Below are 24,612 nucleotides of genomic sequence, written 5' to 3'. Positions count from 1 at the left end.
AAATTTCATCAGCGCACACCTGCTATATAAGCCAACTGTGCCAGAGAAAAACCAACTACAACCGCCAGAGGCGCTAATTCAAGCACCGCCAAGCAGATAACAAACATAACGAGCACCAGCACAAAACGAAATGCAGCGCTCACATATAAAATAATCTGACTGCCACTGGGGTTACGAAGCGATAAAGAAGAAGACCACCTCATACTTCCCCATGAAACTAGAGTCGCAATCAAACTGACTGCACCACCAGCGACAGCAGACACCCCATGCAAGGTGCCCGAAAAATACATAAAAACTCCAGCAACTACTAAAATTACTAGTAACTGAACTTTAATAACCTTGCGACTCTCTGCTGCGAGCCTCTGAGCTGTAACATCCATCACAACCGACTCAAAAGCTTATAAACCTTAAGGCCGCCGCCAACAAAGCCAAGCGCGCCGAATAGTAACATGAACATGGGTGTGGTTTCCAGCCAATAATCAACGCCATACCCCAACAAAAATCCACTCACAACTATTGAGGTCAACATAGTGCCCACACCGACAAGCAATAGCGATGCCTTCTTGTCTTTCTCACTATTCAACAACACGCACCTACAAACTTTCGGTAGAGGAGTATAGCGATAAGTAAATTGTGCCGCAAGTGGAGAATCCTTTATTTTAAATGAGCCAAAATACCATCCAGTTCATCCAAACTATTGTAGTGAATAGTGACACGCCCTTTCCCCTTGGAGTTGTGTTGAACTTTTAGTTCAGCACCAAGCTTTTCCGACAGAGTCTCTTCTAGTTTTTTTATGTCTGGATCAATATATCTATGCTTTTCAGGCTGATCTGACCCAGCCAGCACTGACCGAACCAGATGCTCCGTTTCCCGTACAGTCAAACCACGTTTAACAACCTTGGTTGCAGCCTGCTTTTGCTCTTTTTCTGTTAAACTTAACAAAGCACGTGCATGCCCCATCTCCAGCTCACCCCTCACTAGCATGGTCTTCACATGCTCATGCAAATCCAGCAAACGCAGCAAATTTGTGACTGAAGTACGTGACCGCCCCACCGCTTCAGCAGCCTCTTGATGCGTTAACGAAAACTCTTCAATTAACCTTTGCAGCGCACTGGCCTCTTCCACAGGATTTAGATCTTCCCGCTGGATATTTTCAATCAAAGCAATTGCAATGGCCGTCTCATCCGGCACATCACGCACGACAGCCGGAATATCTTGCAATCCCGCCATCTGCGAAGCTCTCCAACGCCGTTCACCCGCTATTATTTCGAATTTTTTATCGGAAATAGCTCGAACAACAATAGGCTGAACAACCCCTTGAGCCCGAATCGAATTAGCCAGCTCTTCCAGCGTCTCCTGCTTCATATCAATACGCGGCTGATACTTGCCCCGCTGAACCATATCAACAGGCAAAATGCGTAACTCACTATTGTCATTCGTGACATGAGGCTCATTTAAAACCGGCCGGACATCACCCAACAATGCACCCAAGCCTTTACCTAACCCTCTACGCTTTGCAATCATCGTTCCACTGAACCTTGAATTTTTTCTTTACGAATCATCTCACCCGCCAATGCTAGGTAGGCCATTGCTCCAGCCGAAGTACCATCATAATGCATCGCTGGAGTCCCATAACTAGGCGCTTCTGCAAGCCGCACATTGCGCGGAATAATTGCGTTATAAACTTTAGCGCCAAAATGGGAGAGCAGCTGCTCTGAAACCTCTTTGGCTAATTTATTTCGCGGATCATACATTGTACGCAACAAACCAAAAACCTGAAGACCAGGGTTGAGAGAGACTCTAATCTGATCAAGGATATCCATCAATGCCGTCAACCCCTCAAGCGCATAATACTCACATTGCACAGGAATAATAACTCCTTGCGAAGCGACCATTGCATTCACGGTCAGCATATTCAATGATGGAGGGCAATCAATAAAAACATAGTCGTAATCTTTTGTAACCTTATCCAACGCCCATTTAAGCTGCTGTTCACGCTGAAATATATTCATAAGCTTAACTTCAGCAGCCGTCAGATCAGCATTAGCGGGCAGTAGCATATAACCCGCCTCACCCACAGAAATTATTGCATCTTTAATATCACATTGGCCTAACAATACATCATAGACTGTTCTGTCCTGAGCCACCTTTTCAACGCCACTTCCTGTAGTTGCATTCCCCTGCGGATCGAGATCCACCAACAAAACCCGCCGACGTATTGAGCTTAATGATGCGGCAAGATTAATACTTGTCGTTGTTTTACCAACCCCGCCTTTTTGATTTGTCACTGCAATTATCATAATCGAATTTCGAAACACTCAAGTTTTTGTTGCCGTTGATTGACTACAACCAATCTCCACAACATGCCTTTCTGCAGCCAAGCCAGGGACTTTTAACGCATGCACTGCAAGCACTTCACAACCTCCGGTCAACGCATTCATCTCCTCATCAGGAAAACACCCTTTCATCGCAAGCAACTTACCGCCTTTTCCGCAATACGCCACTGCCTCAGATGTAAATTTATGAAGACTGCTAAAAGCACGCGACACCACAATATCAAAATCATGATGTGCATTATAATTTTCTAAACGGCAATGTACCACATCTACATTTTTCAAGCCCAATTGAGCAACGACCTGCATTAAAAAATGAGTACGCTTCCCAAGTGAATCCAGCAATGTAAAATGCTGCTCAGGCAAAGCAACGGCCAACGGTATGCCGGGTAAACCTGCGCCCGTACCAACGTCCAATATATACTTCCCTGACACATAAGGCAGAACTGACAAGCTATCGAGCAAGTGACGAACAACCATTGAATCAGGGTCACGAACACTTGTTAAGTTCATTGCCTGATTCCACTTCACCAGCAAATAAAGATACTCAATCAAAGCTTTTTGGCGATTTTCAGGTAGAGCAATATTTAACTCCTCACACCCCTGAGCCAACTGCTCAAGTAAAGCCCCTCTATTAAAATTACGCATACTTCATGCACTTTTTGCTTTTTTCATATAGACAATTAACAAAGATATTGCCGCAGGTGTTACACCAGAAATTCGTGCCGCTTGTCCAACCGTTACAGGACGAGTATCACCAAGCTTTTGCTGCACCTCTACAGAAAGGCCTGACACCTTTTTATACTCAAAATCAGAGGGAATAATTAACGCTTCATAACGACGATGCTTCTCAATTTCTACCTGTTGCCGCTCAATATAGCCCGAATATTTTGCTTGAATTTCAATTTGAGCGGCAACACACTCATCACTGACCCCAGGCCCAGCACTCTCCAGCGCCATCAAATCGAAGTAGCCAACATCAGGGCGACGCAATAACTCTGATAATTTATGCTCTCTTTTGAGTCGACCACCAAACAGCTTTTTACTTTCAGCTTCGCTTAATGCAGCAGGCTGCAAAACTGTGCTCAGCAGTCGTTGTTGCTCTTGCGCAATCAATTCACGCTTTTTCTCAAAAGAGCTCCAACGCTCATTACCAACCAAACCTAATTCACGCCCCTTAGGTGTCAAACGCAAATCTGCGTTATCTTCTCTGAGAAATAAACGATGTTCAGCGCGACTGGTAAACATTCGGTAAGGCTCCTGTGTGCCTTGAGTCACCAGATCATCAATCAACACGCCGATATAAGCTTCATCACGTCGCGGTGACCAGGCATCAAGCCCTTGCACGAAACGTGCCGCATTTAAGCCTGCGATCAACCCTTGTGCAGCGGCCTCCTCATAACCTGTTGTACCATTAATTTGGCCTGCAAAATATAGCCCTGAAATATTTTTTGTTTCAAGCGATGGTTTTAAATCTCGCGGATCAAAAAAATCATACTCAATCGCATACCCAGGCCGAACAATATGTACATTTTCAAATCCAGCCATTGAGCGAACAAAATCATACTGCACATCAAAAGGAAGGCTGGTGGAAATCCCGTTTGGATACACCTCATGCGTATCCAGGCCTTCAGGCTCCACAAAGATTTGGTGTGAATTTTTATCAGAAAAACGCACCACTTTATCTTCAATTGAAGGGCAATAACGAGGCCCTACCCCTTCAATTTTCCCAGTAAAAAGTGGTGAACGCGACATCCCTTGGCGAATAATTTCGTGTGTTTCTTCATTTGTTTTTGTAATAAAACAGGAAACTTGACGAGGATGTTGCTCTTTTTCCCCCAGAAAAGAAAATACGGGGACAGGTGAATCACCGGGCTGCTCCTCCAGCTTGCTATAGTCAATCGTTCTGCCATCTAAACGTGGGGGCGTGCCCGTTTTCAATCGTCCGGTACGAAAGGGTAAGTCCCTTAATCGTTGGCCTAATGCATTTGCTGCGGGGTCACCCGCCCTTCCTGCCTGATAATTGGCTTCGCCAATATGAATGCGCCCAGTTAAAAACGTACCCACAGTCAACACTACACTGGGCGCAAAAAATTTAAGCCCCATTTGCGTCACCACACCCGCAACGTGCTCTTGATCTAAAATTAAATCTTCTACAGCTTGCTGAAAAATAGATAAATTCGACTGATTTTCTAATACTGACCGCACAACTTGCTTATATAAGGTTCGATCGGCTTGAGCTCGCGTTGCACGCACTGCGGGCCCTTTGCGTGAATTTAATATCCGAAAATGAATGCCGGCCATATCAATGGCATGCGCCATCAACCCACCCAGCGCATCAACCTCCTTGACCAAATGACCCTTGCCAATACCACCAACCGCTGGATTGCAACTCATCATACCCAGCGTATCAACATTATGAGTCAATAATAACGTACGAGAGCCCGCGCGTGATGCAGCTAATGCTGCCTCTGTTCCCGCATGGCCACCGCCAACAACAATAACATCAAATTTTTCTTGGTAATTCACAGCTTATATTCAACTTTTAAGTATAGCTTGAATAGTATCATGCACACCCCCAATCACCGCAAAGATTATGAAGCAGGCAACATTCGCACCTCTCTATTTGTGGGTTTTGGAACTTGATGGCGATCCAGAAACAAGCGCTTAACTGATAATCTATGCCGTATATTGAATCAAGGTTAAGTTTTGTATCTAATGGGTCGTAATAATTGATACTTCATAACGGACTAAACAAATAACGGAGTAATGACAGGGCTGTGGAATTTTTAAAGAAACTCCTGGGTGTCAAAAAATCGCCATTGATTGGCCTGGATATTAGCTCAACAGCCGTCAAGCTTGTTGAGCTAAGCCAAGCAGGTTCGCATTTCAAAGTGGAACGTTACGCTGTTGCTCCATTGCCAGCCAACGCAGTAATTGAAAAAAACATTAACGATCTTGAAGCAGTGGCTGCATCCGTTCAACGAGCCATGCATCGCTCCGGCACACGCTCCAGAAATGCCGTTGCCGCCGTGGCTGGGTCAGCAGTCATCACCAAAATCATCACCATGCCAGCGGAAATTTCTGACAAAGAAATGGCGGCTCAAATAGAGCTCGAAGCGGATCAATATATCCCTTATCCGTTAGAAGAAGTTAATCTCGATTTTGAAATTATCGGTCCCACACAGGATAACCCTGAAAAAGTTGATGTCTTATTGGCTGCATCACGAAGTGAAAATGTTGATACCAGAGTCGCCGCCGTTGAATTAGGTGGAATGCATGCAAAAGTTATTGATGTCGAAGCATTTGCAATGGAGAATGCTTTCGCACTCATTGCCTCACAATTTCCCAAGCAGGAAAAAACAATCGCATTGGTTGATATTGGAGCCACAATGACGACTTTGAATGTTATACATGATGCAAAAGTCATATACACACGAGAACAGGTATTCGGTGGCAAGCAGCTCACCGAAGAGATTCAGAGACGCTACGGGCTCTCCTATGAAGAAGCTGGGCTTGCAAAAAAAGAGGGCGGATTGCCCGACAACTATATTCCAGAAGTTCTAGCTCCATTCAAGGAAGCAATAACCCAGCAGGTCAGCCGTGCTTTGCAATTTTTCTTCTCATCCAGCCAATACAACAAAGTGAACCATATTGTTCTGGCTGGTGGCTGTGCCACCATTCCTGATATTGCCGATTTGATTGAAGAAAAAACAGGCACTTCAACATCAATTGCAAACCCGTTTTCCAATATGTCACTATCGCCACACGTTAAAATTCAATCGCTCAACGCTGATGCGCCTGCACTGATGATTGCATGCGGGCTTGCCATGAGGAGCTTTGATAAAAAATGACTCACATTAACTTACTTCCATGGCGCGAAATCCAGCGTAAAGAGCGTGAGCGCCAGTTCTATTCACTGCTCACTGCGACCGCAATTTTGATGGCTGTCATCGTTTTTTATATGCACTTACATTTTAATGGAAAAATCGAAGAGCAGACACAACGCAACAATTATATAGAGCAACAAATCACATTAGTGGATAAAAAAATAAAAGAGATCCGTACGCTTGAGTCGGAAAAAGAGAATTTACTGGCTCGAATGAATATCATTCAAGACCTGCAAGGTCGACGACCATTAATTGTGCACCTGTTTGATGAATTGGTAAAAACCCTTCCCAAGGGAGTATCGCTCACGAGTATTGCTCAAAAAGGAACGATTGTCACACTGAAAGGTATTGCGCAATCCAATGCCAGCATATCTATATTCATGGGTGAACTGGATGCTTCAGCGTGGTTGAGTAACCCTCGTCTTGATGTAATTGAAGCGAATCAAAAAGTAGGTCGCCGAGCCGCTGAGTTTACCATGCGGGTTGATTTGATCAGCCATAACAACGCTTCAAAGCAGGAGGATTAAATCGACATGAGTCTCTCTTCTGACTTTAAAAACCTAGATTTCACCGAAGTCGGTGACTGGGCTATCTCTGTTAAAATTTTTATGGTGATTTTACTCATCATCGCTATATTGGGCGCAGGAATCTGGTTCAACACCATGAGTCAACTGGAAACACTGGAAACCGCTCAAAAAAAAGAGAACCAACTGAAGCAGACATTTGAGGCCAAGCAACATAAAGCCACCAGTCTGGATGCTTATAAACAGCAGTTAATCGACATGAAACGATCTTTTGGCTCAATGCTGCGCCAACTTCCCGGAGAGACAGAAGTGTCCGAGCTTTTGGTTGACATCTCTCAAGCGGGGTTAAGCAACGGTCTGGAGTTTGAGTTATTTAAACCAGAAAAAGAGCGCCCCGTCGATTTTTATGCAGAGCTGCCCATTAAAATCAATGTCAAAGGTGATTATCACCAGTTTGGGTCATTTGTCAGCGATGTTGTTGCACTGCCCCGTATTGTAACGCTTCACGATATCGAAATTTCCCGAAAATCAGACAAAGACACGGAATTATCAATGCGGGCCACGGCCAAAACTTTCCGTTATCTTGAAGAGGAGAGCAACTAATCGTGTATTCCAGATCAATCGCCAGCAAAACTTCACTATTATTAATGTGCTGCTTGCTACTTTCTGCTTGCAGCAACAACGAACTTGAAGACTTACAAGCCTACGTAGCCGAAGTTCAATCACGCCCTAGTGGAAAAATCAAGCCTTTGCCTGAAATTAAACCTTTTGACAACTTTAGTTATGACGTGGCTCACCTACGTGATCCGTTTCAACACTGGTTCGCCATCACAGCAATAAAACAAAAGCAGGCTTCAAAAGATGGTAGCCTGATACCCGATACACAGCGCAAGAGAAGTGAGCTTGAAAGCTTTCCGCTTGATACGCTCCAGGCGGTAGGCACCATTAAGTTCAAAGGCATACTTTGGGCACTCATCAAAACCCCTGAAGGCCAAACAACCCGTGTTAAAAATGGCTCCCACATGGGGCAAAATTTTGGCACGGTTACAACAATCAGTGATGAAAAAATAGTTTTAAAAGAGATCGTTCCTGATGGAATGAATGGGTGGCAAGAACGGTTGACGGACTTACCGTTTAACCAATAATAATTAACAACGACATAGTTGGTGCAGGGAAGTCGCTTCAATTAACAAAACAGGGATGTATATTTTTATGAAACATTTTTTAACTATCTGGCTGGTACTTTTCTTCGCATCCGGCACTGCTTTTTCTGCCGGAATAACAAATTCCCTGGAAGATATTAATGTTTCCAGTTTGCCTGATAACAGAGTACAAATTGAACTGGTGTTATCTAAACCGACATCAGTGCCATTCAGTTTTACGATTGATGACCCATCACGTATTGCTCTGGATTTCCCCAACACCCGCAATAACGTCAAAAAGAAAAAGAAAAAAATTAATGCGGGGGCTGTGCACTATGCTCAGGTGGTTGAATCAAAAGGCCGGACACGAGTCGTTATTAACTTGTCAGAAATGGTTCCTTATGAAATATCGGTCCATGATAACCGAGCTTATATCACGCTCGGAGAAAAAGCAGGCCATGGAACAAATACGCCGCAAATTATTCCACATTTGGGCAAAACTTCAAACCTGTCGCATACAGCCAATACTCACAACAATACGATTCGTAATATTGACTTTCATCGCGGCACATCAAGTGAAGGTCGTATAACAGTATCCCTTTCCAATAATAAAGTTCCTATTAATATGCAAAAAAAGGGAAATACGCTTATTGTTGATTTTATTGGAACTGAAGTGCTCAAAAACTTGGAGCAACGTCTTGATGTGGTTGATTTTGCCACACCCGTGCACACCATTGATACTCGCCAACAAGGCAATAACGCTCAAATGCATATCAGGACACAGGCAAATAGTGAATATATCGCCTATCAATCTGGTGATACTTTTACAATAGAGATCACACCCATGACTCAAACACAGCAAGATGCTGCTGAAAAGCGAAAGACCAAATACAGTGGAGACAAGCTGGATCTCAATTTTCAAAATATTGAAATTCGCTCAGTGCTTGATATTATTGCTGAGTTTTCAGGGTTCAATATTGTTGCGAGTGATACTGTCAATGGCAATATTACATTACGCTTGAAAAATGTGCCTTGGGATCAAGCTTTGGAGATTATTTTAAAATCACACGGGCTTTCTATGCGGGAAAAAGGCAATGTCATTATGATTGCCCCCAGCAGCGAAGTGATCGCTCAAGAAAAGCAGGAAATTGAGGCAAAAAAACAAGCCGAAGAAGTTACGGCTCTTCAATCTGAATTAATCCAGATTAATTACGCCAAAGCACAAAATATGGCTAATTTGATCAAAGAAGAAGAGAGCGCTTTACTTTCACCGCGAGGCTCGGTCAGCGTCGATACCCGAACAAATGCTTTACTGGTACTTGATACGCCTGAAAAAATAGTCGAATTAAAACGACTCATCTCTCAAATCGACATCCCGGTACGCCAGGTACTCATCGAATCACGCATCGTAATCGCCAATGATGGCTTCAGCAAAGACCTGGGGGTTCGCTTTGGTGCCACTGGCATTCGCCAGCAAGGAAGCTCTACTTTGATGACAACCGCGTCGGGTAATGGTGTAAATACCATGGCCACTAGTGCGGCGGCTAATTTACAAAACTCATCGAGCCCATTCCCTATATCTCTCCCTGGCCTTTCAGACAGGTTGAATGTCAATTTACCGGTCAGCGCGCCCACAGGGCAGATCGCCTTCGCTATTCTCGGCTCAGATTACTTACTTGACCTTGAGCTCTCAGCAATGCAAGCAGAAAACCGCGGAGAAGTGGTCTCCAGCCCTCGCGTTATTACATCAAATCAACGTGAAGCAACCATTGAGCAAGGCACGGAGATCCCTTATATCACGCCAGCATCAGGTGCAAGTAATGTGCCCGCCATTGCTTTCAAAAAAGCCGTATTAAGCTTGAAAGTCACACCACAAATTACCCCTGATGATCGAGTATTACTCGATATCACCGTAAAAAAAGATCGTGTCGGCCAAATATTTCAGGGAATTCCCAGCATTGATACCAAAGAAGTGTCCACACAAGTACTCATTGAAAATGGAGACACGGTGGTACTCGGTGGTGTTTACGAGCAGGTCAAACGTACGGATATAAGCCAAGTGCCTCTCCTGGGTGATATCCCATATCTGGGAGCACTTTTTCGTAGGACTCAACGCGTTGATACAAAAGATGAAATACTAATTTTTGTGACACCTAAAATTTTGAAATAATCATATAACCTGAAGTAATTACAGGAATAGAAGACACGGAGGTCGTACATTGTGAAGAAACGATTATTGATATCGGTAGCACTATTATTTTTGACAGCATGCGGCAGTGAGGATGCTTTTTATGGTGATTCTGCCAACCCTTCACCAGGAAATACCAATACCTCAACAGGGGGTGACAACACCTCGACAGGCGGTGACACGGCCACCAATCCTATCATACGAATTGGTAGCGGCAGTGGCAGTTCGTTTGTTTCTGGAGTACTCGATATTGGCTTAAGCTCCCTTTCTGCTGGCGCATCGACAGGCATTACGGTTGACCTCGTTGATGAAGCAGGCAATTTATATACCACACCCACTGATGTTGTCTTTAATTCCGAGTGTGAAAAAACAGGGCTTTCAGAGCTGACTTCTCCAGCCTCCACTTTTGCAGGGAGAGCTTCCAGCACCTATATTGCAAAAGGTTGCTCAGGGAGTGACAAAATTATTGCGACAGCCGTTGTCAGTGGCATCCCTCTTCAAGCAACAGGAACGGTTAACGTACTTCCAGCAGCACTGGGTTCCATTCAATTTATTTCAGCCACCCCTACAAATATTGCACTGAGAGGTACAGGTGGCGCTGGACTTGAAGAGACATCCACGGTTATTTTCAAAGTACTCAATGCAGTCGGCGGCCCCGTGGCCGATGAAGAGGTCATCTTTTCATTAAATACAACAATCGGCGGCCTTGCCCTAACACCCAAAACGGGAACAACCAATTCCCAAGGCGAAGTGCAGACTGTTGTGCAATCAGGCACCGTATCTACGCCGATAAGAATCACTGCCACAGTTACAAACTCTTCACCACAGCTAAAAACTCAATCAGACCAGCTGACTATTACAACGGGTCTACCTGATCAAAATAGTTTCTCTCTCAGTGCGACTACATTGAACCCTGAGGCATGGAATCATGATGGTGTAGAAGTTGCCGTCACTGCACGCTTAGCCGACCGTTTTAACAATCCTGTACCCGATGGTACTGCAATCACCTTTACAACAGAAGGCGGTAGCATCGAAGGCTCGTGTTTAACCTCGGGAGGTGCCTGCTCTGTTATCTGGACCAGCCAAGACGTTCGCCCTTGTGGACAGGCTCTTGGTATCAACTCAATCGTGGGTGCTGATATTGATGTTGCACTTAACAATTGCGTGGCAACTGGTGCACCAAATATAGGCCCACAATCAGGGGATGCGCCACTGGGTCAACCCTATGGAGGCAGAGCTACAATCACTGCAACAGCAGTAGGCGAAGAAAGCTTTACTGATGAGAATGGAAATTTTGTATTTGACGATGGAGAGGCCTTCACCGACTTGCCTGAAGCATTCCTTGATATTAATGAAAACAGTGTTTTTAATTCAGGCCAGGATATCTTTTTCGATTTTAATGAAGATGGCCAATACAATGCCGCTGATGGTAAATTTAATGGCGTACTTTGCAAACACCCTACGCTCTGCAGCGCAAAACAAACCCTCCATGTACGAGACTCTTTAGTTCTGGTGATGTCGGGCTCTGGTGCCTATCTATCGGCTAACCCAACGACCATAACAATACCCAATGGAGGCGTTGGATCAACAACAGTTCAACTTTCTGACCTGCATAATCAACCCATGCCTGCGGGAACAACCGTTAAAGTAGAAACAACGGCGGGAACATTAATTTCTGATGGCTCCTTTTCGATTAACAATACGAACTATAACGGCGGTATTGGCTTCGGCATATCCATAGAAGGTCAAGGAGAGGATGATGGTGACAGTGGTGTCGCTATTATTTCAATTACCACTCCAAAAGGGGTTGAAGGTGGCCTTGCGATTTCCGTCATAGAAGAAGCCAAGCCTTCGGCTGATTTATCTGTGAGCATGACTGGCCCTGCGACCGCCACACTCAACGCAACAGAAACCTATACAGTGCAGATAACAAACAATGGCCCTAATGATGCTGCAGGAGTCATCGTCACTGTAACGCTTGCTGATTCAGCCACATATCAATCCCATACAGCGACAGGCAACTGTTTTGGTAGCCCTCTGGTATGTAATTTGGGAGATATTGTAAATGGGGACACTGCGACTGTCACTGTAAATGCAATATTAACAACAGCTGAAGTTATCACAAATAAAGCTGCGGCAACATCGACAATGAGAGATCTAAATTCAGGAAATAATGAAGGTGGTCTTAATACTGTTGTAAATTAACTTCATAATCCTCATTCTTAACTAAAGCCCATTGACGTTAATAATCAATGGGCTTTTTTGTTTCAGAGTCGATCTTAAGTTGTGACTCAGATAGCTATGGCTAATGAATTTGGCTTGATAGAGAGTGAGTTCGTTACTTTTTTACGCGAAGCCTCATGAGTACTTTAACTGAATCATTGACTACACTGCTATCAACATACCCAATAAAGTTTGGAGTTGTCGATATTTTTTGAACAATGCTAGCATCATCTCCTGCAATTTCAGGAGGAGTACCCCTGCCAGCAAAAACTCGTTTAGTCCAATAAGACTTCAATTGAACCCTGTTTTTTTTCACCACTTTTGTATAAAAAAATTTCCGACTCTCACTCCCCTCCTTCTGATCAACAGGTACCACGCTCCCAGCTCCTATTATATTTTTCGTCTTACCTAAAAATATTCTGCTCACATTTTTTCTTTCTATAGACGATGCCGCATGGTCAGGATGAACAATAATGGAGATATCCGCACTTACAATTCCTGAAAAAAGCATTGCTATCAGCAAAATACTGCTCTTCTTTTTTAATCTGTTTTTTAAAAACATGTTCTTTCCCCTAAAATACAACATCGTATACAACACTCAAGAGGTTAACTTTATCTTCAGGGTCTGTTGAAAAATATCCTGCCGCACCCGTCAGCCTGCGCATCGCATCAATCTGTTGCAATTCAACTTTAAGTGCAGAATTACTTCCTACGTTATAACGCATGCTCAATGTAATTGACTTTTGATCTTCACCGCCTACCTCATCTGAAATAGATTTTGCGTAGGTAATAGCAGGAAATAAAGTATCAAATCGATACCCCAGAGTGACATACCAACCATGATTGTCAGCAACCACTGGAATACCTGTATCCATTGGTGGAATAGGATCCTCCAGCCCAACAATTTTCCCTGCAGGAATGACGATATTTCCGGTGTCTATTTTTAACGAAACATATTCAGCGTAACCAACAAAATTATTCCAATCGAGCGTAGCGCCTACAGATGCAAACTCTGTTGTAGCATCCTCAACGGGAAGATTAACTAATCTTCCCGTTAATGAGTGCGTTCCCCCTCCTAATTTGTCACTCAAATCTGGAACAATCGTGGTAATACCACTGACATTGGCCGTGGTTTTAGCATAACCTAAACGAAATGTAGCAATCTCTCCCGACAACACGATATTTAAACCCATTAAATTTTCACTTTCAACCTGAAAATCACCATTGTTATTTGAGATATTTTCGTTTACGTTACCGATATATGGCTGTAATTGTATATCCATCAGATTCGTTTCGACATTATAAAGGAAGTCTGTTCCCATATAGGATGACAACAGACCTAACCCATATACTTCAACGGGAGGTCTGGCCCATGGGTACGCATAACCGACCTCTAAAAACTCTGACATTAGAAAGGCTGGAAAACGCAAGCGCCCCGCACGCACAGACATTTCGTCTGTCAATGCATAGGTGGCATAAGCCCAATCTGTCGACAAGTCAAATGAGCCATCGCCTCCTTTTGCCAGAAACTGTCCCGTAACACTCAACTTCTCATCAATCTGAGATCTGACCTGCAAACCAAAAACTGTGTCAGTCTCAAAGTCAGCTTTATCACGAATGCCTCGTCCATACAGGCCGGGACTATACGGTGACTCGCTATCGCTTTTAGTCACTCCAGCTGTCAAAAAGCCATTAAACTGAACAGGCATTTGAGCCGCAACGTTACCACCGCTCAAAGCCAAGGCGCACGCCATGGCGAATACACTTTTTTTCTTCATTATTTTCACTTCCTTTTTTCTACACTCAACTCAACAACACCATGAGTTCTAATAGCCCTATAAATCAATAGCAACGGTTAAATAATGCCCCTGACCTACCAAAGCATTGCCATTTTCACTCAGCCCGAAGAGCTTTCGCGTGCTTAGAAAGAGGGTAGGGTGGTCTTTTCGATCCGATCCTTCAAGCTTAAAGGTGACTCAGACTCAGGCGGCACACTCACGACGGGATTATCACGCACGGATGTCGCAGCAGGTAGGTCAGTTCGCTCAATTTGATCCTTCAAGCTTGCCCCCTCCAACGGAGGAAGTACACCCACGGCTGAAAAGTTTTCGCTCGCTGATGCGGCAGGTAGAGCTGCCTGCTCAATCTGATCCTTCAACGACTCACCCCTAGGCAGCGCATCCTCCTCACCATGACTCTCGATTAATACTGATTCAGCAAGTAAAGCCGTCTGTTCCGCCTCACTCTTCGACCTTGAACTGGTCAACGGAAGTGATTCAACCTTGGGCGGTAGATCCACAACAACGTTGTCACGCGCCGGTATCATTGATGGAACAGCTTCCTGCCTGGCCGGTTCCTCGGAGACTACGCTGATCGGTGCGATATCGTTATCTTGTATCACCGCCATTGAAATTTCTTGTTGATCCGATACAGGTAAGTGCTCCGCTTGCTCGGGCTTTGGAACAACAGTCTGGACATCTAGCTCAGCAACGCCTGTCTGTAATTGTTGCTCAGTTTGAAGTAGGGCTGGAATTTCAGAGACAACTTTTTCTGTTGCAGGTGTTTTTTCTGGTTGCTTCAACATACTCTTTTGTGAAGAGGAAGTTACGTCTGTCTCCATGGTTTTATCAAAATAGAACATGGCTCCAGCCACCCCCAAAACCATCAGCATAGCAACAGCAGCAAAACTCCACCGGTCATTTTTTTTTCGCACTTTCCTGCGAGGAGTGGCAAACAAAGACTGCTGCTGGAGTTGATTATTGTACTGATGCCGCAACTCAGGGTTCTTGAGAACTGCATAGGCAGTAGAAATGCGTGACCTGCTTTTTCGTTGTGGATCAAAATCTCCATCAAACCAGAACAGCTTACAAAACAATTGATAGTGCTTCTCTATCTGCACTAAAGTTGCTCCGTCATTCAAACCAAGAACGCGATAATGACTGGCATTCGGCATTTGCAACAAATGACCCAGCAGTAGCGTCGCCAGATGCAATAACTTTTTCTTCTCCTTCCGGTTTTTTTCACTCGCCCTCGCCTCTGCCGCCAGCTCGGCCAATAGCAGAAACATGTTTGGCAGATCTTCTAACTGAATAGCCGAAAGTTCATCCGAGTGGTTGGGTGCAAAACAAAACTTCGATATGAGCGACCTGAGCTGCTCAAATGCTTTTTTGCGCTCAAGCATACTCAAAGGTTTAACTAATGAGTCTTTTGGCTGATATTTATTCTTTACATCGTCCACACTAATATCAGCATCTTCGGATTTGAGAATAGATATCAGCGAATCAAGGTGTTTTAGCGCTTCTTTACGTTCAGACATACCCATTTTATTATATTTTTTAACGGTATCATAAGGTCGTGGACAAACTCCAAAAATTATAGTAGCACTGTAATATATTATTACAAATTTTACAAAACCACTTGCTTTACCCCACCCGCCCCTAGTACTTTCCATCTATGGCAATACAAAATATATTTCTCATTGGCCCCATGGGGGTTGGAAAAACAACGGTTGGACGACAACTGGCTAAACAGTTGTGCCTGGATTTCACTGACAGCGACCATGAAATTGAGCGCCGTACGGGTGTGGATATTCCTCTGATTTTTGAAATTGAAGGTGAAGCTGGTTTTCGCACACGAGAATCGGCCATTATTAGTGAACTCACAGAGCGCCAAGGCATTGTTCTTGCGACAGGTGGGGGCGCTATTTTAGACCCTGAAAATCGTTCACTCCTTTCTGCGCGTGGCTTTGTCGTTTATTTGAGCGCACCCATTGAGCAGTTATTAAAACGCACAGCACATGACTCAAACCGGCCATTGCTAGAAAATAAGGATCCACGTCAACAACTGGAAAAAATCATGAGCGAGCGTGAGCCGCTGTATCAATCGACATCTGATTTAGTGGTACATAGTGCTCAAGGCTCGCCTAACAAAGTTGTAAAACAGATCATCGAAAAAATGAATGAAACCCGTAATCCACTCCATACGCAGGGGGATTAAATGGAAACGCTTAATGTTGAACTCAAAGAACGCAGCTACCCGATTTTTATCGGAACGGGTATTTTAGGGCAAGCTGAACTCATAAGGCCTTACATTCATGGCCGTCAAGTCATGATTGTCACCAATGAAACCATTGCGCCGCTTTATCTGGAGTTATGTAAAGCCGCACTCAATGACTTTCAAGTTGAGTCTGTCATTTTGCCAGACGGTGAACAATATAAAAATTTAGATACTTTAAACTCCATTTTTGATGCGTTATTAACCCATCGCTTTAACCGTCATGCCACCCTGATTGCGTTGGGCGGCGGTGTGATTGGTGACATTACAGGCTTTGCCGCTTCAGCTTATCAACGCGGCATTCCATTCATTCAGATTCCCACCACCCTGCTCGCTCAGGTTGACTCATCCGTCGGTGGAAAAACAGCCGTGAACCATCCGCTTGGAAAAAACATGATTGGTGCTTTTTATCAGCCCCAATGCGTCATTGCGGACATCAAGACCCTCAACACACTAGAAGATCGACAGCTCAAATCAGGCATCGCTGAAGTTATCAAATATGGCCTGATCAACGACCCAGAATTTTTCAGTTGGCTCGAAACCAATATGGACAAACTGCTTCAACGCGATCATGAAGCGCTCACCTACGCCATCAAACGCTCCTGCCAAGATAAAGCCGATATCGTATCAATGGACGAAACAGAGCAAGGTGTACGCGCACTGCTCAATCTGGGTCACACTTTTGGCCATGCCATAGAAACGGGCATGGGATATGGGCAGTGGTTACACGGTGAAGGCGTTGCAGCAGGCATCTGCATGGCGGCTCATCTCTCTGCGCTTCGTTCAGACCTAACTCAAAAAGATGTTGAACGTATTCAGAAAATCATAAAAAAATCCCAGCTCCCCACGGAGCCACCTCAAAACCTTTCCAGCAGTAAAATGCTCTCTTTAATGTCTGTCGATAAAAAAAATATAGACAATGGTATTCGGCTCATTTTGCTTAAAGCCGTTGGCCAAGCCGTGCTCAGCAGTGATTATCACACGGATGACCTGCAAGCAACGCTAGATCATTACTGTCAAAGCTGATGAACGGCTCACCACTCGCCTCCTATGCCGCCTGCCCAAGCCACTCCCGAGGTCGCTACCACTCTGAGCCTGCGCCCAACTACCGCACAGAATACCAGCGAGACCGTGACCGCATCGTTCACTCAGCAGCATTCAGGCGTTTGGAATACAAAACCCAGGTCTTTGTTAACCATGAAGGTGACCTCTACCGCACACGGCTCACTCACTCAATTGAAGTCGCACAAATAGGCCGCTCCATCGCGCGTGCACTCAATCTCAATGAAGATCTTGTTGAAGCCATTGCTCTCGCTCATGACTTAGGCCACACCCCTTTTGGTCACGCGGGGCAAGAAGCTCTGAACCAGTGCATGGCTGACTATGGTGGCTTTGAGCATAACCTGCAGTCACTGCGAGTTGTTGATGAACTGGAAGAGAAATATGCTGAGTTTTCAGGTCTCAACCTGACCTATGAAACCCGTGAAGGAATTTTAAAGCACTGCTCGAAAGAAAATGCCAAACAACTGGGTGCCATTGGCTTGCGTTTCTTAAACAAAGAACAAGCCAGCCTAGAAGCGCAGCTCACCGATCTTGCGGATGCAATTACCTACAATAATCACGATGTAGACGATGGTTTACGTGCCGGTCTCATCACGATTGAGCAACTGAACGAAGTCCCTTTTTTTAGTGAACAATATTCAATTGTCAAAAAGAGTTACCCCGATTTACCAAAGCGCCGCAGCATTCACGAAACAATTCGTAGAATGATTAACCGCCAGATCACCGACTTAATTACAACCAGTACCGCTTTGATTCATTCGGCTAATCCCGAAACAGTCGATGACATTCGCGCTCAAAGCCATTCATTAATAAAATTCAGTGACGCGATGGCCGAGCAGCACCACGCCTTAAAACAGTTTTTGCGCCAACACCTTTATCAGCACTACAAAGTCTACCGCGAAACAATCAAAGCACAGCAGATTGTTCACGCACTGTTTAAAGCATTTATGGATCACCCGCGCCTGCTTCCTCAAGAGCATTACAATACGCTCAATAAAATTCAGAAGCACTTCGGAGAAACAGGCCGGGCTCGTACTATTGCAGACTATATTGCAGGCATGACCGACCGTTTTGCCATAACCGAATTCGACAAACTTTTTCCATGAACAAATTATTTAACAAGGAAACATCATGAGCAAATCGCACACTCTGTTTCAACAAGCACAGAAACACATTCCCGGCGGAGTCAATTCACCGGTACGTGCATTCAAAGGGGTCGGCGGTGATCCAATTTTTTTCAAACGCGGTGAAGGCGCTTATCTTTTTGATGAAGATGACAAACGCTATATTGACTATGTGGCTTCATGGGGCCCCATGATCGCTGGGCATTCAAACCCCAAAGTCATAAAAGCCGTGCAAAACAGCCTCAAAAATGGCCTCGGATTTGGTGCGCCCACCGCAATTGAAACCACAATGGCGGATAAAGTATGTGAGCTAGTGCCCTCGATTGAGTTAGTTCGCATGGTCAACTCAGGCACCGAAGCCACCATGAGCGCTATCCGCTTAGCTCGTGGCTTTACAGGTCGTGACAAAATCATCAAATTCGAAGGCTGCTACCACGGTCACTCTGATTCATTACTGGTCAAAGCAGGTTCAGGAGCACTCACACTGGGCGTACCCACCTCACCCGGCGTACCCGTCGCACTGGCTGAGCATACGATCACCCTCGACTATAATAATATTGAGCAAGTTAAAGAGACCTTCGCTCACTTAGGCAATCAAGTCGCAGCTATTATTGTTGAACCCGTTGCAGGCAATATGAACTGTATTCCACCCGTTCCAGGCTTTCTCGAAGGCTTACGTGAAATCTGTGATAAATACGAATCTGTATTAATATTTGATGAAGTAATGACCGGTTTTCGTGTGGCGTTGGGTGGTGCTCAGCAGCATTACAACGTAAAACCAGACCTAACGACATTAGGCAAAGTGATTGGTGGTGGATTGCCTGTTGGCGCATTTGGTGGCAAAAAAGAGATCATGCAACAGATCGCGCCCTTAGGGCCGATTTATCAAGCCGGAACACTGTCAGGCAACCCACTTGCCATGGCCGCAGGCTTGGCAACACTTTCTCAAATCGAGAAAACTGGATTTTTTGATGAACTTTCAGCTAAAGCACAGCGCCTTGCAAGCGGCATTATAGAGCGCGGCAAAGCGGCAGGCATACCAATGACCTATAATCAGGTCGGTGGCATGTTTGGCCTGTTTTTTACTGAAGAAGAAACCGTCACAAACTTCTATCAAGCGACACAGTGCAACATTGATCGTTTTCAACTGTTCTTCCATGGCATGTTACAAGAAGGTGTCTACCTCGCACCCTCAGCCTATGAAACTGGATTTATTTCAGCCTCACATGGTGATACTGAAATTGAAGCCACATTGAAAGCCGCTGAAAATGTTTTTGCTACGCTTTAACAAACCAAGGGGGTCACACATCGTTGATGTTCTAATTTACCCATGCTGATTTAGAGAAGGGGCGAACACAGAGGTTCGCCCTTAAGATAGTGAACAATTAAATTAGAGCTTGATAACCTTCAGACCTAAATGGGCGTTCTGCTCAGCCGTGGTGGCATTGCTAATCACCGCAACACTAGCTTTTTCTGGCTTCAAATAAGTGCGTGTTACGCGCTTTAGATCATCCAGAGTTGTTTCGAGCACACGTTGACGAAAGCGCCTTCGTTGCTCCGGTGTTCGTCCGTGCAGTTCATTGTGAAAGGCTTTTTTGGCCTCCCCTGCTGGTGATGCCGGTTTGTCGATACTGCTGACCACACCGAGTATCGCTTCTTCTACCAGTCGCCACTCGTGTTCTTCATCCAGTAACCATTGAATGGATTGATCGAAATCATCGAGTGTTTCGCTGAGCCTTGGATCACGGTAAGAGTAAAAGCGGAATGCACCGCTGTCGGCATCATGACTCGCGCCGCCACCATAAGCACCACCTTGCTCACGAATGGCTCGATGCAGATAACCGTTGCGTAAAAAACCACCGAGCACGGTTAATGGTGCGGCATCGGGGTGATCCACCGGAATGGTTGGGTAGGCTTTGGCGCAGAAGTTCACCTGAGTGCTGGTGACCCAAAGTTCTTTTTTCTGTATTTGAATTTCAGGGGCTGTGAATGCTGTGAAGTGATTAGAGCTCTCTGTTGATTGTGACCAGCAAAGATCTAAATCTTTCCTGAGGCTCGCTTTGTGCTCTTTCTCTGCAATCATTAAAAATTGACGGGGTGCCTTTAAAACAGCCTGATGAATCTGTCTGAATTTATCAGCAACCGCTTTAACGTTATTGAGATCTTGTAATGAGTCATCCAGTTGTTTGATGCTTTGAATGCCAACAAGTCCGCGCAAGCGATGAGAGAGTGCTGATGCTGGGCCTAAGCCACTGCTCGCGGCGAGCATTGCGAGTGTATGACCGCTTCCCGTGACGCTCTGTTCGCTGGCGGCACGTTGCTGTGCAATAATTTCTCGAATACGAGTGTGTTCATCAAAGCGCACTTCTTTCAGTGTTTTTTGTAGTAATTGGCTCAGTTGTTGGTGATTACGTACCAGTGATTTACCTGAAAAAATTAACTTTCCACCAATTTTCTGAATATCACTGGTGTGAGTTTGTACTGATGAGTAAGCACCGATACCTCCGCTGACGCTGGATTGCCATGCTTGGGTTTGCAGATAATCAAGATCTCCGCAACCTAATTCAGTGAGGCACTGGCTATAATAGGGCAGGAGTTCGAGCAGCTCATTACTCAGCTTGGGTAGATCAATAATGATCTGTTGGTAAATAATGCCGTTGGTACCTTGTTCAAAAAATGTCGCAGGAAAGGAACCAACTTTTTCCGAAGTGCCGCGAGCAATATTCAGTGTGGGTGGAATATCTTCCAGTCCCACTTTAGGCAGAAGCCCAGGATCATCTTGCTCAGCTTGGCGAGCTGCCAACTCTGCGGCTAATTGAACGATTTGTGCTTTTTCCTCTTCACTCATTGCGGCTTTGATTGCAGCAAGGCGTTCAGTTTCTGCTTGGTTTTTACGCTCACTGAGTTCGGTGTCAGGCTTGAGTGTAAGGCGTATACGGTGTGAGTTATCGATCAGAAGCTTCTGAACAAGGCTCTTGATGAATTCAGGGTCTTTGATTTGCTCACGAAGTTTTTTGAGAATGGGATCTAAGTCCAGCGTGCCAACGGGGTCTCCGCGGTGGATGGCGGTGGAAAGCCCTCCCAAAATAAGCTGCAATCCAAAAGGATACCCATCCCCTGAGATTTCACGCTGGCTTAATTCGAGCTGATGTAATACCGACTCAACACGCTCGATAGGAACGCCTTCATCAGCTACTTTTTGTAATACACCTAAAACGAGTTCTTCCAAGGCTTCACTACTTTCAGGACGACTGCCTTCAATACCACAAACGAAACTCATCTCTTTATTGGAATCTTCCAGTCCACATAAGGGTGATGGAGCCGTACCCAAATCGGTATTCTCAAGTGCAAACCTGAGTGGAGATGCGCCATCATCCAATAATACGCCCGACAACAAGTGGGCTTGTAACTGCGCTTCGAGGTCAATGCTGTGTCCGAGTAACCAGCCTACGACGATATGAGTTTTGTCACCATCCGCATCATTTTTATCGAGTGCATAGCTTTTTTCGATGACTTGTGGTGTGGTAAAACGTCCCGCATCCGCAACATCAATTTGACCCTCTTGCTTTTCAAATCGTGCAAGTGCGCGTTTTTCAAATGTGGCTTGGTGCTCATGTGCAGGAATGTTGCCATAGGTCATAAATATGGCATTCGATGGGTGGTAGTGTTTTTTATAAAATTCCTTCAACTCATCGTAAGACAAATCAGGGATATTTTCGGGCTCACCGCCACTGTTGTAATGGTAAGTATTGTCGGTAAACAAATGCTCAGTAAGTGTTTGCCAGAGCGTGCTGACTGGGGAGCTCATCGCCCCTTTCATTTCGTTGTAGACGACCCCTTTGAAGGTGAGGTCGCTGTTAGGATCATCAGCGGTTTCAAATTCAACGCGATGCCCTTCTTGAGCAAAATCCAGCTCATTGAGGCTGGAGAAAAATACCGCATCTAAATAGACATCAAGCAGATTGTTAAAATCTTTTTTATTCTGGCTGGCAAAGGGATAGGCCGTCCAGTCGCTGCTGGTGAAGGCATTCATAAAAGTATTCAATGAACGGCGGATCATCATAAAAAATGGATCACGTACCGGATAGCGTTCACTGCCGCACAGTGCGGTGTGTTCTAGGATATGAGCAACGCCTTTAGAGTCGGTTGGAATCGTACGTAGCGCAACGAGAAAAACATTTTCAGAGTTATCTGCGGCTAAATGGTAATGCAGCGCACCGGTTTTTTTGTGCTGATACTCTTCAACTGTAATGTTGAGAGAATCGATGGTTTTACTGCGCTTCCATTCAAAAGCAGGGTGTGTCTGGTTTTTTATCATTACGCGTTATCCGTGTTGTTTTGTATTATTTTGTGCAATTTTTATTTCGGCATAAAATAGTCTCAGGGTAGTATATAGGGTTGTTAGTCCCATAAAACAAATCTGAGATGAGTAAACGGAGATAAAATGACAAAGAGGAACGGTGATATTCGCTGGATACAACGATTTAGCAATTACAATAAAGCATTAGCAAAATTAAGTGAGGCGGTCGCACTAAATAAAACAAGACCATTAAGTGAGCTGGAAAAACAAGGCTTAATACAAGCTTTTGAATACACTCACGAGTTGGCTTGGAAAGTTATGCAAGATTTTTTTATATATCAAGGCAACACAGAAATAAGAGGTTCAAGAGATGCAACCCGTGAAGCATTTAAAGCCGAACTAATTATTGATGGCGATAGCTGGATGGAAATGATAAAAAAAAGAAATCTTACAAGCTATACTTATTAATAGCGAAACCGCAGACGAAATATATAAAAATATTATTGAAGATTTTCACCCCGTTTTTGTAGCATTTCAAAAAATGATGAGTGCCATTAAAGAAAAAGAAGAAAACCAATAAATGTATGGACTAAAAGAAAAGCATATTGAAGCGATTAACTCCGTTTTTTTAAAACGCCCTAAAATTGAAAAAGTGATACTTTACGGTTCTCGTGCCAGAGGCAATTACCGCAATGGCTCTGATATTGATCTTGCCTTGGTTGGTAAAGAACTGGATTTAACTACCCTGTTTAAAGTCGAAACCGAACTGGACGACCTGCTGTTGCCCTACAAAATAGATTTATCTATACACCATAAAATAGAAAATCCAGACTTATTTAGAGCATATTAAAAAAGTGGGCGTTATTTTTTATGAGTAGAAGAAATCAATTGTGTCACTATTGAGTCACACCCGCCGCACGATTTTTAATCGCTTCCTCTGCATCGTGAGTCAATACAATAATGCTAATGCGGCGATTTTTAGGGCTGTAGGGGTTTTCTGCGTCAAATAAAACAGAGGAAGCAAAACCAACGACTTGTGCAACTTTATCAGGGTTAAGTCCGCCTTCAATAAGTGCACGTCGGGCGGAAGTGGCGCGTTCTGCCGAGAGTTCCCAGTTGCTGTAGTCTCGTCGCCTTGATGAAAAAGGAATTGCATCGGTGTGGCCTGTAATACTGATTTTGTTGGGGCCTTTATTTATCATTACGGCAAGATTTTTCATGATTTCCATAGAATAGCTTTTGAGTGTGGCATCACCAGAGGCAAACATGGGGCGATTTTTTTTGTCGATTACCTGAATGCGTAACCCTTCAGAGACAAGGTCAATCAATAGCTGTTCTTTATATGGGTTTAAAGTTTCATTATTTTCAATCGCAGAGAGCATTTCATCCATCAATTCAGAAAGGTGCATATTTTCAAGGTCTCTCATTAAGTCTTCATCAGACTCACCATCATCAAACTTTTCGTTTAAATTATCGCCCTTACCCAAGCTGGAAACAGCATCGCCTCCCATTTGAATCATGCTGGAGCTGCTTCCTGCGCCATCACCAATACCCGCGCCACCCGCTGAAGGTGTTGCAATGGGGTTTATAAAATAGTTTGATATAGATTTTTGCTGCTCAGCCGTGGTGCTTCCCAGTAACCACATCAGCAAGAAAAAGGCCATCATGGCGACAGCAAAGTCAGCAAAGGCTACTTTCCATGCGCCTCCATGATGGCCTGCGTGTTTGTTGATTTTTTTAATAACAATGGGTTGAACGCTAGTGTCTTCCATG

General features: G+C 44.5%; 21 protein-coding genes and 2 pseudogenes. 12 read left to right on the top strand and 11 right to left on the bottom strand.

The genetic code is table 11. The annotated features are described in order from the left end of the window. Nucleotides 1-8: 8 nt before the first annotated feature. The 6 genes from L3J70_06845 to mnmG all read right to left on the bottom strand — a co-directional run bounded on the left by L3J70_06845 (nucleotide 9) and on the right by mnmG (nucleotide 4,862). A complete protein-coding gene (locus tag L3J70_06845; GenBank protein ID MCF6236075.1) occupies nucleotides 9-290 on the bottom strand; it encodes an ATP synthase subunit I in 282 nt (93 codons plus the stop codon). A gap of 89 nt (nucleotides 291-379) precedes the next feature. Next, entirely contained in the window at nucleotides 380-583 is a 204-nt protein-coding gene (locus L3J70_06840; GenBank protein ID MCF6236074.1) for an AtpZ/AtpI family protein, read from the bottom strand. 71 nt (nucleotides 584-654) lie between these two features. Then, on the bottom strand, nucleotides 655-1,524 hold the full coding sequence (locus tag L3J70_06835; protein ID MCF6236073.1) for a ParB/RepB/Spo0J family partition protein: 870 nt from the start codon (nucleotides 1,522-1,524) through the stop codon (nucleotides 655-657). After that, entirely contained in the window at nucleotides 1,521-2,300 is a 780-nt protein-coding gene (locus L3J70_06830) for an AAA family ATPase (protein MCF6236072.1), read from the bottom strand. Before L3J70_06830 ends, L3J70_06835 begins: the two co-directional genes overlap by 4 nt. 18 nt (nucleotides 2,301-2,318) lie before the next feature. Then, nucleotides 2,319-2,981: a 16S rRNA (guanine(527)-N(7))-methyltransferase RsmG gene (rsmG, locus tag L3J70_06825; protein ID MCF6236071.1), complete on the bottom strand. Its 663-nt coding sequence runs from the start codon at nucleotides 2,979-2,981 to the stop codon at nucleotides 2,319-2,321. A gap of 3 nt (nucleotides 2,982-2,984) precedes the next feature. Continuing rightward, nucleotides 2,985-4,862, bottom strand: coding sequence for a tRNA uridine-5-carboxymethylaminomethyl(34) synthesis enzyme MnmG (mnmG, locus tag L3J70_06820; GenBank protein MCF6236070.1), 1,878 nt, complete (start codon nucleotides 4,860-4,862; stop codon nucleotides 2,985-2,987). Nucleotides 4,863-5,113: 251 nt separating this feature from the next. Between mnmG and L3J70_06815 the strand changes: the two genes are divergently transcribed. The 6 genes from L3J70_06815 (at nucleotide 5,114) to L3J70_06790 (ending at nucleotide 12,282) form a co-directional block, all read left to right on the top strand. Continuing rightward, nucleotides 5,114-6,187 (top strand): pilus assembly protein PilM, encoded by a 1,074-nt coding sequence (locus L3J70_06815; GenBank protein MCF6236069.1) that lies wholly within the window; start codon nucleotides 5,114-5,116, stop codon nucleotides 6,185-6,187. Continuing rightward, nucleotides 6,184-6,750: a PilN domain-containing protein gene (locus tag L3J70_06810; GenBank protein MCF6236068.1), complete on the top strand. Its 567-nt coding sequence runs from the start codon at nucleotides 6,184-6,186 to the stop codon at nucleotides 6,748-6,750. The genes L3J70_06815 and L3J70_06810 overlap by 4 nt, the downstream gene beginning before the upstream one ends. Nucleotides 6,751-6,756: 6 nt before the next feature. Next, nucleotides 6,757-7,350: a type 4a pilus biogenesis protein PilO gene (locus L3J70_06805; GenBank protein ID MCF6236067.1), complete on the top strand. Its 594-nt coding sequence runs from the start codon at nucleotides 6,757-6,759 to the stop codon at nucleotides 7,348-7,350. Between the two features lie 2 nt (nucleotides 7,351-7,352). Next, nucleotides 7,353-7,892: a pilus assembly protein PilP gene (locus L3J70_06800; protein MCF6236066.1), complete on the top strand. Its 540-nt coding sequence runs from the start codon at nucleotides 7,353-7,355 to the stop codon at nucleotides 7,890-7,892. Between the two features lie 67 nt (nucleotides 7,893-7,959). Beyond that, entirely contained in the window at nucleotides 7,960-10,059 is a 2,100-nt protein-coding gene (locus L3J70_06795) for a type IV pilus secretin PilQ (GenBank protein MCF6236065.1), read from the top strand. 51 nt (nucleotides 10,060-10,110) lie between these two features. Next, on the top strand, nucleotides 10,111-12,282 hold the full coding sequence (locus tag L3J70_06790) for a DUF11 domain-containing protein (protein MCF6236064.1): 2,172 nt from the start codon (nucleotides 10,111-10,113) through the stop codon (nucleotides 12,280-12,282). Nucleotides 12,283-12,415: 133 nt separating this feature from the next. On the opposite strand, the gene L3J70_06785 is transcribed toward L3J70_06790, so the two are convergent. The 3 genes from L3J70_06785 to L3J70_06775 all read right to left on the bottom strand — a co-directional run bounded on the left by L3J70_06785 (nucleotide 12,416) and on the right by L3J70_06775 (nucleotide 15,616). Next, the gene (locus L3J70_06785; protein ID MCF6236063.1) at nucleotides 12,416-12,862 is read right to left on the bottom strand and encodes a phosphate ABC transporter substrate-binding protein; all 447 of its coding nucleotides are present in this window, start codon (nucleotides 12,860-12,862) and stop codon (nucleotides 12,416-12,418) included. Nucleotides 12,863-12,872: 10 nt separating this feature from the next. Further along, nucleotides 12,873-14,078: a porin gene (locus L3J70_06780; GenBank protein MCF6236062.1), complete on the bottom strand. Its 1,206-nt coding sequence runs from the start codon at nucleotides 14,076-14,078 to the stop codon at nucleotides 12,873-12,875. Nucleotides 14,079-14,221: 143 nt separating this feature from the next. Continuing rightward, on the bottom strand, nucleotides 14,222-15,616 hold the full coding sequence (locus L3J70_06775) for a hypothetical protein (protein MCF6236061.1): 1,395 nt from the start codon (nucleotides 15,614-15,616) through the stop codon (nucleotides 14,222-14,224). A 137-nt stretch (nucleotides 15,617-15,753) separates the two neighbouring features. On the opposite strand from L3J70_06775, the gene aroK reads away from it, so the two are divergent. From aroK to hemL, 4 genes are read left to right on the top strand one after another with little or no spacing between them, the layout of a single operon-like run. Beyond that, nucleotides 15,754-16,296, top strand: coding sequence for a shikimate kinase AroK (gene aroK / locus L3J70_06770; protein MCF6236060.1), 543 nt, complete (start codon nucleotides 15,754-15,756; stop codon nucleotides 16,294-16,296). Beyond that, the gene (aroB, locus tag L3J70_06765) at nucleotides 16,297-17,379 is read left to right on the top strand and encodes a 3-dehydroquinate synthase (GenBank protein ID MCF6236059.1); all 1,083 of its coding nucleotides are present in this window, start codon (nucleotides 16,297-16,299) and stop codon (nucleotides 17,377-17,379) included. Beyond that, nucleotides 17,379-18,521, top strand: coding sequence for a deoxyguanosinetriphosphate triphosphohydrolase (locus L3J70_06760; protein MCF6236058.1), 1,143 nt, complete (start codon nucleotides 17,379-17,381; stop codon nucleotides 18,519-18,521). Before aroB ends, L3J70_06760 begins: the two co-directional genes overlap by 1 nt. Before the next feature lie 25 nt (nucleotides 18,522-18,546). Beyond that, nucleotides 18,547-19,827 carry a glutamate-1-semialdehyde 2,1-aminomutase gene (gene hemL, locus L3J70_06755; GenBank protein ID MCF6236057.1) on the top strand — a complete coding sequence of 427 codons (1,281 nt, stop codon included), beginning with the start codon at nucleotides 18,547-18,549 and terminating at the stop codon, nucleotides 19,825-19,827. A gap of 102 nt (nucleotides 19,828-19,929) precedes the next feature. Here hemL and L3J70_06750 read toward each other — a convergent pair whose 3' ends face one another. Next, nucleotides 19,930-22,857, bottom strand: a complete 2,928-nt coding sequence (locus L3J70_06750; protein MCF6236056.1) for an insulinase family protein — start codon at nucleotides 22,855-22,857, stop codon at nucleotides 19,930-19,932. A gap of 126 nt (nucleotides 22,858-22,983) precedes the next feature. On the opposite strand from L3J70_06750, the pseudogene L3J70_06745 reads away from it, so the two are divergent. Both L3J70_06745 and L3J70_06740 read left to right on the top strand, forming a co-directional pair. After that, nucleotides 22,984-23,419, top strand: a pseudogene (locus L3J70_06745) (nucleotidyltransferase substrate binding protein). Further along, nucleotides 23,420-23,717 (top strand): annotated as a pseudogene (locus L3J70_06740) (nucleotidyltransferase domain-containing protein). An 18-nt stretch (nucleotides 23,718-23,735) separates the two neighbouring features. Here the strand turns inward: L3J70_06740 and motB are convergent. Further along, nucleotides 23,736-24,611, bottom strand: a complete 876-nt coding sequence (gene motB, locus L3J70_06735) for a flagellar motor protein MotB (protein MCF6236055.1) — start codon at nucleotides 24,609-24,611, stop codon at nucleotides 23,736-23,738. Nucleotide 24,612 lies beyond the last annotated feature (1 nt).

The sequence above is a fragment of the Gammaproteobacteria bacterium genome, from assembly GCA_021648145.1.
GTDB lineage: Bacteria > Pseudomonadota > Gammaproteobacteria > JAADGQ01 > JAADGQ01 > S141-38.
The sequence above is the reverse complement of the archived record's forward strand: the minus strand, read 5'-3'. Positions and strand labels throughout refer to the sequence as shown.

Coding starts and splice junctions, on each gene's coding strand:
- L3J70_06845 (MCF6236075.1), bottom strand. CDS start 290: ATGTATTTTTCGGGCACCTTGCATGGGGTGTCTGCTGTCGCTGGTGGT.
- L3J70_06835 (MCF6236073.1), bottom strand. CDS start 1,524: ATGATTGCAAAGCGTAGAGGGTTAGGTAAAGGCTTGGGTGCATTGTTG.
- L3J70_06830 (MCF6236072.1), bottom strand. CDS start 2,300: ATGATAATTGCAGTGACAAATCAAAAAGGCGGGGTTGGTAAAACAACG.
- rsmG (MCF6236071.1), bottom strand. CDS start 2,981: ATGCGTAATTTTAATAGAGGGGCTTTACTTGAGCAGTTGGCTCAGGGG.
- L3J70_06810 (MCF6236068.1), top strand. CDS start 6,184: ATGACTCACATTAACTTACTTCCATGGCGCGAAATCCAGCGTAAAGAG.
- L3J70_06805 (MCF6236067.1), top strand. CDS start 6,757: ATGAGTCTCTCTTCTGACTTTAAAAACCTAGATTTCACCGAAGTCGGT.
- L3J70_06795 (MCF6236065.1), top strand. CDS start 7,960: ATGAAACATTTTTTAACTATCTGGCTGGTACTTTTCTTCGCATCCGGC.
- L3J70_06785 (MCF6236063.1), bottom strand. CDS start 12,862: ATGTTTTTAAAAAACAGATTAAAAAAGAAGAGCAGTATTTTGCTGATA.
- L3J70_06780 (MCF6236062.1), bottom strand. CDS start 14,078: ATGAAGAAAAAAAGTGTATTCGCCATGGCGTGCGCCTTGGCTTTGAGC.
- L3J70_06775 (MCF6236061.1), bottom strand. CDS start 15,616: ATGTCTGAACGTAAAGAAGCGCTAAAACACCTTGATTCGCTGATATCT.
- aroK (MCF6236060.1), top strand. CDS start 15,754: ATGGCAATACAAAATATATTTCTCATTGGCCCCATGGGGGTTGGAAAA.
- aroB (MCF6236059.1), top strand. CDS start 16,297: ATGGAAACGCTTAATGTTGAACTCAAAGAACGCAGCTACCCGATTTTT.
- L3J70_06760 (MCF6236058.1), top strand. CDS start 17,379: ATGAACGGCTCACCACTCGCCTCCTATGCCGCCTGCCCAAGCCACTCC.
- hemL (MCF6236057.1), top strand. CDS start 18,547: ATGAGCAAATCGCACACTCTGTTTCAACAAGCACAGAAACACATTCCC.
- L3J70_06750 (MCF6236056.1), bottom strand. CDS start 22,857: ATGATAAAAAACCAGACACACCCTGCTTTTGAATGGAAGCGCAGTAAA.
- motB (MCF6236055.1), bottom strand. CDS start 24,611: ATGGAAGACACTAGCGTTCAACCCATTGTTATTAAAAAAATCAACAAA.